At 53.2% G+C, this 14,780-nt stretch carries 12 protein-coding genes; 3 read left to right on the top strand and 9 right to left on the bottom strand.

Features of this window, described 5'->3' with window-relative positions:
* Positions 1-27 precede the first annotated feature (27 nt).
* The 7 genes from LQ229_RS01020 to LQ229_RS01050 all read right to left on the bottom strand — a co-directional run bounded on the left by LQ229_RS01020 (position 28) and on the right by LQ229_RS01050 (position 8,773).
* Positions 28-513: a thioesterase family protein gene (locus LQ229_RS01020; protein WP_216537326.1), complete on the bottom strand. Its 486-nt coding sequence runs from the start codon at positions 511-513 to the stop codon at positions 28-30.
* A 174-nt stretch (positions 514-687) separates the two neighbouring features.
* A complete protein-coding gene (pyk, locus tag LQ229_RS01025; RefSeq protein WP_216537325.1) occupies positions 688-2,112 on the bottom strand; it encodes a pyruvate kinase in 1,425 nt (474 codons plus the stop codon).
* Positions 2,113-2,246: 134 nt separating this feature from the next.
* Complete coding sequence (locus LQ229_RS01030; protein ID WP_230190719.1) at positions 2,247-3,212, bottom strand: acetyl-CoA carboxylase carboxyltransferase subunit alpha; 966 nt, start codon at positions 3,210-3,212, stop codon at positions 2,247-2,249.
* A complete protein-coding gene (gene accD / locus LQ229_RS01035; protein WP_230190720.1) occupies positions 3,202-4,107 on the bottom strand; it encodes an acetyl-CoA carboxylase, carboxyltransferase subunit beta in 906 nt (301 codons plus the stop codon). Before accD ends, LQ229_RS01030 begins: the two co-directional genes overlap by 11 nt.
* A gap of 140 nt (positions 4,108-4,247) precedes the next feature.
* A complete protein-coding gene (locus LQ229_RS01040) occupies positions 4,248-4,436 on the bottom strand; it encodes a glutamate decarboxylase (RefSeq protein ID WP_216537322.1) in 189 nt (62 codons plus the stop codon).
* Between the two features lie 97 nt (positions 4,437-4,533).
* Positions 4,534-5,046: a phosphatidylglycerophosphatase A gene (locus LQ229_RS01045; protein ID WP_216537321.1), complete on the bottom strand. Its 513-nt coding sequence runs from the start codon at positions 5,044-5,046 to the stop codon at positions 4,534-4,536.
* A gap of 133 nt (positions 5,047-5,179) precedes the next feature.
* Positions 5,180-8,773 carry a DNA polymerase III subunit alpha gene (locus tag LQ229_RS01050; RefSeq protein ID WP_230190721.1) on the bottom strand — a complete coding sequence of 1,198 codons (3,594 nt, stop codon included), beginning with the start codon at positions 8,771-8,773 and terminating at the stop codon, positions 5,180-5,182.
* 158 nt (positions 8,774-8,931) lie between these two features.
* Between LQ229_RS01050 and LQ229_RS01055 the strand changes: the two genes are divergently transcribed.
* The 3 genes from LQ229_RS01055 to LQ229_RS01065 all read left to right on the top strand — a co-directional run bounded on the left by LQ229_RS01055 (position 8,932) and on the right by LQ229_RS01065 (position 10,133).
* Positions 8,932-9,258, top strand: coding sequence for a YtrH family sporulation protein (locus LQ229_RS01055; RefSeq protein WP_216537319.1), 327 nt, complete (start codon positions 8,932-8,934; stop codon positions 9,256-9,258).
* A gap of 3 nt (positions 9,259-9,261) precedes the next feature.
* The gene (locus tag LQ229_RS01060) at positions 9,262-9,747 is read left to right on the top strand and encodes a hypothetical protein (protein WP_216537318.1); all 486 of its coding nucleotides are present in this window, start codon (positions 9,262-9,264) and stop codon (positions 9,745-9,747) included.
* Positions 9,748-9,836: 89 nt separating this feature from the next.
* Positions 9,837-10,133 (top strand): YtpI family protein, encoded by a 297-nt coding sequence (locus LQ229_RS01065; protein WP_216537317.1) that lies wholly within the window; start codon positions 9,837-9,839, stop codon positions 10,131-10,133.
* Positions 10,134-10,554: 421 nt separating this feature from the next.
* Here LQ229_RS01065 and LQ229_RS01070 read toward each other — a convergent pair whose 3' ends face one another.
* Together LQ229_RS01070 and LQ229_RS01075 are read right to left on the bottom strand one after the other, a co-directional pair.
* A complete protein-coding gene (locus tag LQ229_RS01070) occupies positions 10,555-11,895 on the bottom strand; it encodes a DRTGG domain-containing protein (RefSeq protein WP_216537316.1) in 1,341 nt (446 codons plus the stop codon).
* Between the two features lie 114 nt (positions 11,896-12,009).
* Positions 12,010-14,739, bottom strand: coding sequence for an Ig-like domain-containing protein (locus LQ229_RS01075; RefSeq protein WP_216537315.1), 2,730 nt, complete (start codon positions 14,737-14,739; stop codon positions 12,010-12,012).
* Positions 14,740-14,780: the final 41 nt, after the last annotated feature.

Genomic DNA, 14,780 nt, shown 5'->3' on the forward strand with positions numbered 1-14,780 from the left:
TCCCTCCCTCTATCTCCGCGGTCCTTCCTAACTTCGCCCTATGGCATGCTGCAGCAATTCGAACAGATCGGGCGCCTCTCTATCGATGCGGGTCGGCTTCCACGCCCGGTTTAACCAGACATGCTTCGTCATGCCCGACACGAGCAGTTGCCCGGGCGGCTCATCGCCCTCCAGCCCGGCTTCGGGCAAACGAGCCAGTTCATCCGCCGATAATCTGCGCACTTGCGATTCGAAATGCAGCTGCAAAGAGGTCAATTCCGCAATGCGCGTAAACACGGTGACCCAATCGTCGTATTTCGCCGGCTGTTTGAATTGCGTCGCCAATTCCGTCACAGGCAGAAGCAGCCCTCTTGCTTCCACGTCGCGATAATCGTATCCGAGGGTTCGAATCGATTCGGTGCGTCCGATCTCGAACCAATTCAAATAATTGGCATGATAGACGACGCCCATCTGATCCGTCTCTTGATATCTTACCCTCAAATGATGGAAAAACCAGCGGCTGTGCAGTCTCATTCTTCTTCACTCCTTACGGTCGCCAAAGCTAACTAGGACGGCGAAATTATATATGAAGCCGGCCCTTTTCATCTAACGTAAAATATACCATGACAAATCCCGGGAAAGCAAAAAGAGCAACGGTGTGCCCATTGCTCTTCTGTATGTGTCGATATAACTGAAGCGGTTGATCGCTTACGCTTCCGGAATATGCACGATTTTCACCAAGTTTGTCGATCCTGTGCAGCCTAACGGCACGCCTGCCGTAATAACGACCAAATCGCCTTCTTGGACGATGCCGGATCGGCGTCCGCCTTCGATCGCATGATCGAACATTTCATCGGTCGAGGACGCGTGTTCCGCTTTGACGGGGATAACGCCCCAAGTCAGCGCGAGCCGGTTCATCACTTGCTCCACCGGCGTCACCGCAATAATCGGCGCTTTCGGACGATATTTCGAAACCATACGGGCCGTATACCCGGATTCGGTCGAGCTGATAATCGCCTTCGCGTCCAACTCCAATGCGGAGCTGGCGACCGCTTGGCTGATTGCCTCGGTAATCGTCGTTTGCTGCGCCAATCTTTGTTTCATATAAATTTCGCGGTAAGGCAATGCGGATTCCGCCTTTTCCGCAATCCGCGCCATCGTCAGTACGGACTCTTCCGGATATTTGCCTGCCGCGGTTTCCCCGGACAGCATGATCGCGTCGGTTCCGTCGAAGATCGCGTTGGCGACGTCGCTCGCTTCCGCGCGGGTCGGTCTTGGATTGCGCTGCATCGAATCAAGCATTTGCGTAGCGGTAATGACCGGTTTGCCAGCGCGATTGCATTTTTCGATCATGCGCTTTTGCACGAGCGGAACTTCCTCGGCCGGAATTTCTACGCCCAGGTCGCCGCGCGCAACCATCAAACCGTCGGACGCTTCCAAAATTTCATCCAGGTTGTCGACGCCTTGTTGGTTTTCGATTTTAGAAATGATTTGAATATGTTCGGCATTATGTTTTTTGAGCAGATCGCGGATTTCCATGACATCGCTCGCTTTACGCACAAAAGAAGCAGCGATGAAATCGATGCCCTGTTCAATCCCAAAAATAATATCGTTCGCGTCTTTTTCGGTAATGCCCGGCAATGAAATTTTTACCCCGGGAACGTTGACGCCTTTGCGGCTTTTGATCGTTCCGCCGTTTACGATTTTACATTTGATTTCCGTTCCTTGAATGTCCTCTACTATTAATCCGATCAATCCGTCGTCGATCAAAATCGTCGATCCGACCTCAACATCTTGCGGCAAGTTTGGATAGCTGACCGAGATCCGGTTTTTATCGCCAAGAATTTCTTCCGTCGTCAATACGAGATATTCGTCCTGCACAAGCTCGATCGGCTCTTCCGCCAATTTCCCGATGCGGATTTCCGGACCTTTCGTATCCAGCAAAATCGCTACCGATTTATTTAATTCTTTACTCGCTTGACGAATATTCTTAATCCGGTTTCCGTGCTCTTCGAAATCGCCGTGGGAGAAATTCAGCCGCGCCACGTTCATTCCGGCAGAGATCAATTTTTTTGTATTTTCCAACGACTCACTGGAAGGACCGATGGTGCATACAATTTTTGTTTTGCGCATGATTAGTTTCCTCCGTTTTCAAAAACATCCATAACAACAATTAAATTTACAACATTTTCAGTGATTTGTATATGAAAATTGTCATATTGTCATATGATTATATCATTATTGGTTTCCAATTTCCATGTAAGCTATTACAACGGTTCTTCGTGCGTGAAGGTTCCGATCTTGCGGAATTTGGCGTACCGGTCTTCCTGCAATTGCTCCGGCGTCATTTGCGACAATTCGCGCAAATGCTTCCATAACGCCTGCTTGATCGATTCCGACTGCTGCTGCACGTCATGATGGGCCCCGCCTTTCGGTTCGGGAATTATCTCTTCGATGACGCCCATTTCAAGCAAATCCGCAGCCGTAATTTTCATCGCCTCCGCCGCCTGATCCGCTTTGGAAGCGTCTTTCCACAGTATCGAAGCCGCGCCGTTCGGAGAAATAACGGAATAGATCGCATGCTCCAACATGAGCACCCGATTGCCGACGCCGAGCGCCAATGCGCCGCCGCTTCCTCCTTCGCCGATCACAACGCATAGGACCGGAACGCGCAGCATCATCATTTCCCGCAAGTTGCGGGCGATCGCTTCCGATTGGCCCCGTTCTTCGGCCGTATTGCCGGGATATGCGCCTTTCGTATCGATAAACGTCACGATCGGACGGCGGAATTTGTCCGCTTGATGCATGAAGCGCAGCGCCTTGCGAAAGCCTTCGGGATGCGGGCTGCCGAAAAAGCGGGAAATATTGTCCTTCGTGTCTTTGCCGCGCTGATGTCCGATAACCGTTACCGGAACGCCGTTTAATTTAGCCAATCCGCCGACAATCGCCAAATCGTCGCCGAACAGCCTGTCCCCGTGCAGCTCCATAAAATCCGTAAAAATATGCTGTATGAAATCGAGCGAAGTCGGCCGTTGCTGGTACCTGACGAGATGCATTTTCTGGGAAGGAGTAATATTGCTGTACACTTCTTCCTCCAGCTTCGCGTATCTCTCCTCCAACCGGGCGATTTCGTCGGAAAAATCGATTTGTTTCTCAACGCCGAATTGCTTCAATTCGTCGATCTTTTTGCGCATTTCAACAAGAGGCGTTTCAAAAGGCATTTCAGCCGCCATTAGAGACATCCCCCTTTACCGTATGCAGGTCGAGCAGTTTCGCGAGCGTCGCTTGCAAATCTTTGCGATGAACGACCATATCCAATTGTCCATGCTTCAAATTGAATTCCGCCGTCTGGAAATTATCCGGCAGCTTCTGACGGATCGTCTGCTCGATGACGATGCGGCCGGCGAATCCGAACAACGCTCCGGGCTCGGCCAGAATAATGTCTCCAAGCATGGCAAAACTGGCGGACACGCCGCCGGTCGTAGGATCGGTGATGACGGATATATAGAGGCCGCCCTGTTCATGAAATTTGGCGAGAGCGGCGCTTGTTTTGGCCATTTGCATCAGGCTGAGAATGCTTTCCTGCATGCGCGCGCCGCCCGACGTCGAAAATATGATCAACGGATATTTCTTCAACATCGCCGTCTCGATCGCTCTCGTAATTTTCTCGCCGACAACCGAACCCATGCTGCCGCTGAAAAAATCGAAGCTCATTACCGCGACGACGACGGGAAATCCGCCGATGGTACCTTCTCCCGTCACGACCGCTTCGCGAAGTCCGGACTTCTCCCGCTGCTGCTTCAGTTTGCTCTCGTATCCGGGAAATTGCAGCGGATCTTCCGATATCATATCGGCATCGTACTCGAATAGCCGCCCTTCGTCCAATGTCATTTGAATCCGTTCCAAAGCGTTTAACCGCATATGATGGCCGCAACCCGTGCAAACTTTCAAATTTTTCTCCAATTCTTTCGTGAATTGTATCGTACCGCATTTACTGCATTTGCTCATCAGCCCTTCCGGAATTTCCCGCTTCGGGCGTTCCCCTTCTTCGGATTGTTGGGCGCGATCGGCACGTTCGGAAGGGATTGTTGCGTATTTCCTTTTTTTCTGAAACAAATCCTTTAACACAACTACACCCCTTAAAACGTAAATTTGGCTTACATTGCTATATCCTTAATGCGCGCAATTCGCGCATCGTCAAGTTTTATTCAATAAACGACTTGCAAGGACAGCGTAACAAAAGTACGAACGAGGATGATTGCTCCCCTCTATGAATTCAGGATGGAGTTCAGCACTTCTTGAACTTCCTCCAATTCGCCAGAAGGAACCAATATTTCAAATTGCTGCTTCGATAGATTAATAGGACGGATTTGCACCAAAAAACCTTCTTCGGTCAATTTCGTTTTTATCATCTCGGCAATCTTTGCCGTAGGAGCGATATAAATTACCGTCCACATGCATATGAACCCCCTAACCTCATCTACTGAGCCCACATAATGCAATAATGATAACATAACTCCCTTTTTAACCGCAACAAATCGATTCCTTCGGCCTCTAACCGGCCGGCTCGCCCTGATCGGAATCCGCAGCGTATTCATGCGCGTTTTGGCCGGCATGGGCGATTCGGGCCGATGCCGCCGCCGCGAGCCCTGCGACGAGATCGTCGAGGAATACGTGGATTTCCGATTTTTTATTGTTGAGCGTCCGGATGATGCCTACTTTCTCCTTGTCCAAATATCCGAAGCTCGTCAATCCGATCATGCCGTATACGTTCGTAATGCCGAGAGCCAACGTTTCGTCGACCCCGTACAACGATTCGTCCGCTTCCATAATCGCCTGCAGCGGCTGAGGCAATAGGCGCCGTTCCGCCAATTCGTCCAAGGCGATGCCCGTATATAGCGTATATTGCACTTCACGCTTGCGCAATACCGCAATGACGCTTTCCTCGCATTCGGACAGCTGCAGGTGAGGATTATACGGTTTTTGCAGCTTATAAACGATTTCCGCGATCGACTCGACCGATACGCCGCGCCGTTTCAACAGATTTGCCGCCGTTTCGTAAGACATTGCTATTTCCCCCTGTCCAATTAGACTGTAACTAAATGTATGCCGGGAAAGGGGCAAATGTTCATTCTTTTTTTGTTGCCAGGCGAAATCTATGTCTCAAGCGAATCGGCGGACGGCTTGCGAACGCGTCCCGTCATTTCACCTTGACGGTGCCCCTGCCGAGCATCTCCTCGATCTCCCGGAACAATTCCGGGGAAGGCTTGACCCGGTAAGCGCCGCTTAGGCCGAGCGCTTTCTGGCTTCGCTCGTAGAACAGCACCGTATCCATCGGCCCGGGGTGTCCGAGCAGGAGCGTCTGCAAGCGCGATAAGATATGCGCCGTTTCCTGCGCCGCCCCGATCTTAATGTAGACGCGCTGGCCAGGCTTGGGCGGCCTTGTGCCGGTTCGGGCCGCCTGCGGCTGCGCCCCCTTCGCTTCGGCCGGACCGGCGGGACGGGACGGCGTTTCCGAACGCGCAGGCTGCCCGCTCGAACGCACCGCTCCCCCTCCGGCGGCGGAACGGCGCCGGGGGTGCAGCAGCGCTTCCGCTGCCCCCCGTTCCAGCGGAGCGACGTCGTCCGCCAGCAGCTTATATTCTTCGTCTTGATGCTGGAGCTTGGCCCTGACGGCGAGCAGCCTGCCCTTCCCGACGAGCGCCGAACGGCGCTTCCAAACTTCCGGGAACAGGACGACTTCGGTGCGGACGACGCGATCCTCCAGCTCGATGAAAGCCATCGCTTTGCCCTGTTTCGTCGTAATCGTCTTGAGCGAGACGACCATGCCCGCTACGACGGTCTCGCTCCCATCCGGCGCTTCCGCCAGATCGACCATACGGTCGATTCCTAAAGCGTCGAGCAGTTCGTCATGTTCGTCCAGCGGATGTCCCGAAATGTACAAGCCGAGCAATTCCCGTTCAAACTCCAATTGCTGCGCGGCCGAATAGACTCTTATGTCGGGATATTCGATCGTCCAATTATTCGTTTCGACGAAGCCGAACAGTTGGATTTGCAAGTCTTCCCGCTCTTTGCGCCATTTCACCGCCGCTTCGACCGTCTCGTCCAGCATGGCGATGAGCTGCGCGCGATGCCCCGGCAATGAATCGAAAGCTCCCGCTTGAATGAGCGATTCGAGCACCCGTTTGTTGCATACGCGCAAATCGACGCGGCGGCAGAAGTCCAGCAAACTGTCGTACGGGCGTTCCTTGCGCTCTTGCAATATGGTTTCGATCGCCTGCGTCCCGACGTTCTTGATCGCCGCCAGCCCGAAGCGGATCGCCGCGCCTGCGCCGGCCGCGACCGGAGTAAACAGCGTGCCGCTTTCGTTCACGCCCGGCGGCAGCACATCGATGCCCATGCGCCTGCATTCGTCGACATATTCGGCCACTTTGCGATGGCTGCCCATGACCGCGGTCAACATCGACGCCATAAATTGCACCGGATAATGCGCTTTAAGGTACGCGGTTTGAAACGCCAGCACGGCGTATGCCGCCGCATGCGCCCGCGGAAATCCGTAATCCGCGAAGCGGACGATCATATCGTATACGCGGTTGGCTTCCTCCTCCGCAAATCCCTGTGCGACGCTCCCTTTCACGAAGTGCGCCCGCTCTTCGTCCAGCACTTCCCGTTTTTTCTTCGATACGGCGCGGCGCAGCAAATCGGCTTCGCCGAGCGAAAAGCCCGCCATCGTCGAAGCGATCTGCATAATTTGCTCCTGATATACGATAATTCCGTACGTATCCGCCAGTATCGGCTTCAACGCCTCATGCGGATACTCGATTTCGATCAGCCCGTGCTTGGCCTGAATGAATTTCGGGATAAATTCCATCGGTCCCGGCCGGTACAGCGCCACGACGGAGATGATGTCTTCGAACGACGAAGGCTTCAAGTCGCGCAACACCCTGCGCATTCCGGCCGATTCGAGCTGGAACACGCCGGTCGTCGCGCCGCGGCCGAGCAGTTCGTACGTAGCGGGATCGTCGTCCGGCACGTCATGAAAATCGATCTTCGAACCCGCCTGTTCTTCCAGCCAGTTCAAAGTGCGTTCGATGATCGAGAGCGTGCGCAGCCCGAGAAAATCCATCTTCAACAGGCCGATCGCCTCCAAATGCTCCATCGAATATTGCGTGAGCGGCGCCGCTTCCGAGCCTTCCTGCAACGGCACGTAATGCGTCAGCGGCTCGCGCGAAATGACGACGCCCGCGGCATGCGTCGATGCGTGCCGCGGCATTCCCTCGACCCGGACCGCCATGTCGATCAATTCCGAGACGCGGGCGTTTTGCCCTCGCAGCGCTTGAAGCTCGGGACTAGTGCGAAGCGCCTCTTCGATCGTTACCCCGGGGTAGCCCGGAATCATTTTCGCCGTCTTGTCCACCTCGCCGAACGGCATATTAAGCACCCGGCCGACATCGCGCACCGCCGCCCGCGCCGCCATCGTTCCGAACGTAATAATTTGCGCCACATGGCCGGCTCCGTATTTGTCCGTTACATAAGCAATTACTTCATCGCGCCGTTCGTCGCTGAAATCGATATCGATATCCGGCATCGTGATCCGCTCCGGGTTAAGGAAACGCTCGAACAGCAGCTTGTAACCAATCGGGTCCACATCGGTAATCCGCAATACGTAGGCGACCAGGCTGCCTGCCGACGAGCCTCTTCCCGGCCCGGTCACAATTCCGTGTTCATGTGCGAAACGAATGAAATCCCATACGATCAGAAAATAATCGGAAAATCCCATCCGCTCGATCGTGTCCAGTTCGTACCGAAGCCGCTGCCTTGCCTGTTCGCGGAACGTCTCGGAAAGCCATGCTTCCGTATTGCCGTACCGCCGCTGCAACCCTTCCTCGCACAGGAGGCTTAAATACGCCGCCGCCGTCAAGCCGTCCGGAATCGGTTCGAATGCGGGCAATATCGCCTTCCCGAATTGCAGCTCCAGATTGCATCGTTCCGCAATCCGTTCCGTATTGGCGATCGCTTCCGGCACATGCGGGAATAAGCGGGACATCTCCGTCCCGTGTTTCAAATACAGTTGATCCGTCGTTATGCGCAACCGGTCGTCGCTGTCGATCGTCTTCCCGGTGCCGATGCATATCAGCACATCCTGTACGGCGGCATCCGCAGGCCGTACATAGTGCACATCGTTCGTGACTACAAGGGGGATGCCCGTCTCGCGGCTTAGCCCGATCAACGCCTCATTGACCCGCTTTTGCTCCGGCAACCCGTGATCCTGCAGTTCCAAATAGAAGTCTTCGCCGAATATTTCCTTGTAGCGGACGGCGGCTTGCCTCGCTTCGTCTACGCGTCCATGAAGCAAATGCTGCGGGATTTCGCCGCCTAAGCAAGCGCTTAAGCATACCAAGCCTTCCGCATATTGCTTGAGCGCGTTCAAATCGATTCGCGGTTTATAATGAAAGCCTTCCAGATGCCCGAGCGAGCACAGTTTCATTAAATTGCGGTATCCTTGCTCGTTCTTGGCCAGCAAAATGAGATGATATATCGGATTTTCCTTGCGCGTCCCCTTATCTTTCATGGAACCTGTCGTCAAATACGCTTCACAGCCGATAATCGGCTTGATGCCGTGCGCTTTGCAAGCTTTATAGAAAGGGATCGCTCCGTACATGACGCCGTGATCGGTCAAAGCGAGCGCCTTCATGCCGCAGTTCGCGGCTTCGGCTACCAACTCTTCAATGCGCGCCGCCCCGTCGAGCAAGCTGTATTCGCTATGAACATGCAAATGTACAAATCCGCCCATGCTCCGCTCTTCCTTTCTTCCAATCATCCCGCAAAACTTTCTTTACGTTCCTATTTTAGCATACTAGGAGGGACAAAGCCCACATATATTAGAGTAAGGAACCCCGCGTACAAGCCGGTTCCGCCCATTTTATAGTCAAGTGAGGTGCAAATAGCGCTATGTCACAATTTATTACCAGGGCTTTGCTCGATTATTTTATCGCGTTCGGCATCGTGATCGGCGGAGCGATGCTCGGCGGCATTGCCGCCGTTCTGACGCTGCAGTCCCCGGCGCTGACCATGGTAGCCGTATCGAAGCAATTGAAAATTTGGGCGCTCGCAGCCGCCGTCGGCGGGACGATCGATCCGATGCGGGTGATCGAAAGCAATTTCCTCGACGGCAATTTATCGCCGGCAATCAAGCAAATTTTATATATTTTATTCGCCTTTCTCGGAGCGCATATGGGGACGGAGCTTGTAGCCTGGATTTGCCGGGAAAGGGGATAAACGATGAGAGTGCCGCAGTTCTCCCGTTACAGCGGCTTGCTGCAATCGCTCGCGGTATTCGCTTTAGGCATGATCGCGGGGGCGATCGTTTACAACGCCATCTTCCATGTCACCGTGACGAAGCTCTACGCGATCAACATCGATCTAAAAACGCAGAACCAGCATTACGAAAATGAAATTAAAGAATTGAATAAATATAAAGACAATCAGATGGTCATCTCTGAAATTCGCGTATATGTGGAAAATAACGGCGAGCTCGATAAAGTGACCGAGACCGAAATTAAAGGGCGTCTGATCGATGAGTTGGACATTTTCCACGGACGCGATATTTTCAAAATCAGTTCCGACAGCAAGCTGGTCAGGCGGTTGCTGGACAAAAAAACGTACGCTGTCCGCGAAAAAAATTACGAGGTGCGCGTCAGGACGATGCTCGCCAACGCGGGATTGCTGCAGATCTGGGTCGAAGTCCGCGAAACTATGCCCCGTTAGCGGTTTGACTTCCTTTAGCACTTTTATGATACAATCGTTACTAGCAAACAATATACAAACGTTGTCGAGAAAAAAGGAGTGCTCCCCGCATGATTGAAACGATTGAATCGGTACTATACTTTTTGGCGGTAGCCGCCTTGATAGGTTCCGTCGTATACAGCTTCAAGTTCCGGCGGGCGGCCGATCCCCGGGTGCGCGGCCTGAATATGTCGAAGATGAATATATTTATGGGATTGTTGCTCGTCATCCTGGCGATCATTCAAATGTTCATGTTCAGCGGCTCTACGCTGCGCGTTATTATCGGCGCCGTCTTTATGGTGATCGGGCTGTTCAATATTTTCGCAGGCATTCGCAACCATAGCCATTACAAACGAATCAAAGCTTAAGACAACCGCCGGAGCGAATCGCTCCGGCGGTTGTAATCGCTGGCTAGCCGAAAAAGCGGGATGGCGAGCAGTTCGTCCCCCCACCTTTCGGAATAGCTCCAAAATGCGGAGCTAATTGGCCGCTTGATCGGCTATAGGACATATTACGGTAAAAACTGCCGCTAATCCATTGCAGATCAACCTTTTCGTCGCATCCGCTCAAGATTACCGCCGCAAAATACCGTTAATTGCCTTTTCTCTCTCCATATGATCGAATTAGCTCCAGCATTTACCGTTAGGTGCAAGAATGCAGGAAGGCAAGGGGGCAAGAAGGACGGTTTCCAAAGAGCGAATGCAAAATGACGGAATGTCTAAACGATAGAACGTTAGCCCCGCGCCCCCTCGGCTTGTCCCGGATGCCGGACGTTCCGGGCCGCAGCCTCTACGTTTCGTCGATCGCCTGCGCGGTCATCATCGCTTTGCACATTAACTGCCTGTCGTGGTACACGCCTACATCGAGCTTGCAAAACTTCCGCCCGACCTCGATCATGTGCGGCCGAATGACGATTTCGTGATCGATTTGTATCGGACGCACGAAATAGGTCGTCATATTTTCGAGCACATGCTCGTATTTGCGCAAATCTTTCACGGCGCGGTATGCCGCCTGCGTCATAATCGTCGTCAGTATACCTTCGGACACCATCCCCAATTCATTGGCCATTTGCGGCGTAATATGCCCCTGGAAGAACAAATTGCCTTGCTCGTCCCTCACCTCTTCGATCCCGTTCCATATTAAATCCTCGAACGTCTCTCCAAGCTGCGGCTGCCGATGCGAATCGCGCATCGCTTTCAGCACTTCCTTGCGCGTAATGACCGCGATCAGCTTCCGGTTGCGGTCGACGACCGGCAGCAGTTCGATACCTTCCCACATCATAATATGCGCGGCCGAGGCCAACGACGTGTTGAGCGTAACGGTAATCGGGTTGCGGGTCAAATATTTCTCGATCGTCTGCTCGCCCTTCGCTTTCGCCCCGATAATATCCTTGTACGTAATGATGCCGATCACACGGTTCCATTCGTCGACGACGGGAAAGCGGGAATTGCCGGTCCGCTCGCGCAGCTGCTCGAACTCCGCGATGTTGCTGCTCGTTTTCAACACATGCATCTTGGATTGCAGCGTGACGATGTCCTCGATCATCATAATTTTTTTCTTGATCAGCCGATCGAACTGCGCCCGGTTGATGAGCGAAGCGACGGTAAACGTATCGTGCCGCGAGGAAATGATCGGAAGCTCGAGCGCGTCGGCAATCCGGATGTTTTCCCTGCTCGTGCCGAAGCCTCCCGTAATGAGTACGCCGGCGCCTTGCTCCAATGCGAGCCGGTGAGCGTTGTTGCGGTTCCCTACGATCAACAGGCTGCCTTCGTAAATATACCGCACCATCGCGTCCAGTTCCATCGCGCCGATCACGTATTTATGGAGCGGTTTGTCAAGCCCTTTGTTGCCTCCGAGCACATGGCCTTCCACGATGTCGACCACTTCGGCGAGCGTTAAATAATCCGACGCGCTTCGCGCCTTCTTCTCGACGCGCACCGTTCCGATCCGTTCTTTCGTCACGACATATCCGATGCTCTCCGCTTCCTTAACCGCCCGATATGCCGTTCCTTCGCTAACATTCATCTCCTTGGCCAATTTGCGCACCGATATTTTCGTGCCGATCTCCAAGCTTTGAATATGCTGCAGCAATTGCTCGTGCTTCGTCAACGATTCATGATGGGAATCCATACTGTACCACCTCTTCCGTCCAAACTGTATTAAACTGTACTACCAGTATACCATGAATGGAAGAGAAAAAAACGAAAGCCCCAAGGCGTTGCCGCGCCCCAAGGCTTTCGTTTTTTATTTTGTGCCGAAATTGTACCAATCCGTGGACGGTGCTTGCCGGTTCTCGTCCTTCAATTGTTCCGCTCCCGCGGCGGAAACCCGCAAGCTTGCGAATTTGCCTTTCGGCATTTTCGGCACCGTCAGCGTAATCGCCTTGCCGTCTTTGATCGAACCCCAGGCAGGCGTTACCGTTTGGCCGTTCACGACAATGTCGAAATAATCGTTCTCGTTTTTATATCCCCAGATGTTTTCGCTGAACGTTATCTTTATTTTTGTCCCTTCAGCTTCTATTTTTTTAATGAACGGGCGCTCGTTCTCTTTGTTTACGCCTTTGAATCTCGCCGAATTCGCCTTTTCAGCCACGTCGAACGGTTTCCCTTGCAAATCGACGATCCTTCCGCCATCCGCATCGTATAGAACGGTGTAAGTTTTTCCCGCCTGAAGCGGAGGCACCGCGTCCGCATGCAGTTTGACCGTTAATTTCGTCCGATCCTGCGATTCGACCAATGTTGCATTATCCCCATTCTTTAAATTGATGGAAGTATTGTCCGTCTCGTTCCATAATGTATAAGGCCCCGACCCGCTATTGACAACCGGTTCGCTGAAAGCAATCTCGAAGTTGTAACGGTCGATGGGCGCGGCGCCGATTATTCTCGGCGCGGCATTCGCGTCGCCTACCCCGGCAAAAGCGATGACATAAGGCGACGAACCGTCCGGCGCTCTCATTCCGTTCCAGCCGGCCGCATCCGTAATTTGACGGTCAATCGTCATATAATAGGTTTGCCCGGATTGGAGCGGCGTCGCCAGTTGCAGGGTAACTTCCGTGACTACTTTCCGCTTGTCGCCCACCGAATCGCTGACGACGTGAATCGGCGTGCCGTCGGCGGTTTTGACCGTGAAGGATGATTTCGCGACGTTTTTGACCGGCTCGCTGAACCAAATTTGCAGTTGGGTGCTATTTACCGCCTTCGCATTGGAAATATACGGATCCGCGTTGCTCCGGTCCGTTCCGGCAAACAATCTTACGTTCGCGTCGTCCCGGGTATCGAGCCCCGATATGCCGGAGGCGGAAGCGAAATAAATATGTCCGCCGCGGAACAAGGAAGGATTGGGCTCGTCATTCGTACGATATTGTACTCTTACCTTCTTTTTATCCGTTTGCGGATGGACGTACGCGCTCCATCCCCGCATCGAGACCGAAGCGTTGTTGTCGCGTAAAATGTCCACTTTCAAATTCGACACGTCGTTCGACGTCAAATCTTTATCGAATGCAAGCTCGATCGTATTGGAATCGACCGCGCGGATCGATTGCAGCCTGATTCGGTGCTGATCCGATCCGATGCCGACAAACGAAGCTTTCGTATTCGATTTGATCTCGTTTCCGGCGCGGTCTTTCACGTTGTTGATCGTAATTTCGTAAATTTTGCCGGGCGTCTGATCCAATGTCGTCAGCTTGACGCTCATTTGCGAATCGTCATAAACGAGATTCGCGGGATATCCCAAATTGCCGCTTACGTAATAATTCGACACCGCTTCCGCCGTTTCCCGGTTCAATCTTTCGCTGAAATAGATCGTTACCGCATTCGCGCCGGGTACGACATGACGAACAGTCGGCGGCGTCGTATCCACTTTCTCGCCGAAATAGAGCGTCACCGGTTCCATCACATTTCCGGCTTGATCGGCTATGTTATAGATCGTAATGGCGTAACGCCGGTCGTCGCGCTGCGCCGAAGTCAGCAAGGTCACTTTTTTGCCGTCGGAGGAAAGATCCGCGCTGTGCACGGTCAAGCCGTTGTTGATCGAGTAATTCGTTTTTTCCGTCGCCGAACTTTCATCGACCCGCTCCGAGAAGGTCAGTTCCACAATATAGCCCGCCTTCGCTTCGACCGATACGACGCGCGGCTGCGTATTGTCGGCGGCCAGCGCGACGAAATGCTTCACATTTCCGTCAACCGTTAACGTATATTGATAGCCTCCGTCCTGCGGTTCCGTAACGAGAGTCACTTTTTTGCCGTCTTCGCTTAGAATCGCCTGAAGAACATCCAGGGCGCTGCCGTTGTTTTTGCGAATGACGAAGTTCTCCTTTTTCACAACCTGCACGGCTTCCGATAAGTGTACTTCCAATTTCGTATTGGAAACGGCATTCAATGATTTCACTTTCAAATCTTTGTATTCCGGTTCGTTCATGCGCGAGTACATCTCGTACACCGCTTCGACAAGCTGCGCCCGTATCGCCGGAACCGTATAATCGTTCTGCTCGGCGATATAACCGAGGTCGAGCGCGACCGGCACGATCGGCTTGGCCCATGCCGACACCTTGCCTCCAACTTGCCGCGTCGAGGAAAGTTCCTGGCCGCTTGCGCGCACAAGCGTCGCCGCAAGCTGCTCGATCGTCACTTTCGAGGTCGGCCCGAACTTGCCCTCGCCCATGCCGTTCATCAATCCCGCTGCCGTTACCGCCTCGATATAGCCGTAAGACCACCGCGACTTCAGCACATCCGTATAGCTCTGATTGCGCTTGTCTTCCCTCAGGTCGAGCAGGCGAACCAATACGGCGGCAAATTGCTCGCGCGACATTTCCTCGCCGAGTCTTGCGCTGCCGTCTTCAAAGCCTGTGAAAATGCCTTTGTCTTTCAGGACTTGAAACTTCTCTTCCGTGGACAGCGATTCTGCGGAGATTATTGCTGCGGATATGTTCAAGAGCACGAGAAATGACGCGAGCAGGAGCGAAATCCATCTCTTCATTCCATTACCTCCCATCATACCTTCCAATCTTGCGTTCATTG

It is taken from the genome of Paenibacillus sp. CECT 9249 (assembly GCF_918697855.1).
Classification (GTDB): Bacteria; Bacillota; Bacilli; order Paenibacillales; family Paenibacillaceae; genus MSJ-34.